Annotated in this window: 2 protein-coding genes; one reads left to right on the forward strand and one right to left on the reverse strand. The window is 47.3% G+C overall.

Annotation, left to right across the window (positions count from 1 at the left end; translation table 11 throughout):
• Nucleotides 1–284: 284 nt before the first annotated feature.
• Entirely contained in the window at nt 285–695 is a 411-nt protein-coding gene (locus H0248_RS21450) for a helix-turn-helix domain-containing protein (protein ID WP_180787417.1), read from the reverse strand.
• A gap of 67 nt (nt 696–762) precedes the next feature.
• Here H0248_RS21450 and H0248_RS21455 point away from each other — a divergent pair.
• On the forward strand, nt 763–955 hold a 193-nt coding region (locus H0248_RS21455; RefSeq protein WP_180787418.1), incomplete at its 3' end, for a hypothetical protein.

The raw sequence follows: 955 nt of genomic DNA on the forward strand, positions 1-955 counted from the left end.
TCGTTGACCAAACGCTCGGCGCTGGTCTTCGGTCTGCATAATCTTATCTACCATGTCAGCCATCAGGTGCTCCAAGTGTCAGGTGTGTTTTGAAAATGACTCACCTTTATATCGTAATACGAATATATAATGTATCGATTATCGAATCAAAATAAATCTTGACGTATTTTTGTAAGGAACCCGTTTATTGCCGCATTGTTGGCTTTGAATTGCAGCACTTGAACGTCACTGTGCGGAGAGTGGTGGGGGCCGCGCATCAGCCCCGCGCTGAAAAATCGTTTGTGTTAGCTGTTTTTCTCCTGATCAATCGGGCGTATCGCCGATTCGATACGGTGCTTCATAATCACGGCATCTATCAGCTTAATCACCATCTCCTGCTCATCTGGTGGGCACTGAGCCAGCGCCTTAAACCGCTCCATGAGTCGTGTATTGCTAATCGGCGTCCGTTCATCATGTGAGTCAAGTAAGAGATAATCAATCGTTGTGGCGAACAGCTCAGCGAGTTGAATGAGCTTATCTGCCGGAGGAATGTGCATCCCCGACTCGTACTTGTTGTACTGGGAACGCTGCAACCCAATCAGGGCAGCCACTTCCTTCTGTGTCCGGCGTTGCTGGTTACGCAATGCTTTAAGTCGTTGACCAAACGCTCGGCGCTGTTCTTCTGTCTGCATAGTCTCGTTTATCACGTCAGCCATAAAAGGACGGTAAGTGTAAGGCGTGTTCTGAGAATAACGCACTTTTGTTTCGTATTGCGATATCACAATGCATCATTCATCGATTAGTGAATCCAGCAGCGATAAAAAACCACAACAAAAATCTGATGAAGCAAAAAGCAAAGATAAAGGCACGCCGCAAGATGATAAGGAAACGATAGAACTACCTAAAGGCACGCAGCCCATAACGCCCGGTGCCGCTCATCCATCGAAGACAGGTGACGATGGTGCAGCCCAGAAAA

The sequence above is a fragment of the Pectobacterium brasiliense genome (genome assembly GCF_013449685.1).
GTDB classification, from domain to species: Bacteria; Pseudomonadota; Gammaproteobacteria; order Enterobacterales; family Enterobacteriaceae; genus Pectobacterium; species Pectobacterium brasiliense_A.

Bases quoted from the DNA above. Each gene is read 5' to 3' on its own strand.
- H0248_RS21450 (WP_180787417.1), bottom strand. From the start codon at position 695: ATGGCTGACGTGATAAACGAGACTATGCAGACAGAAGAACAGCGCCGA.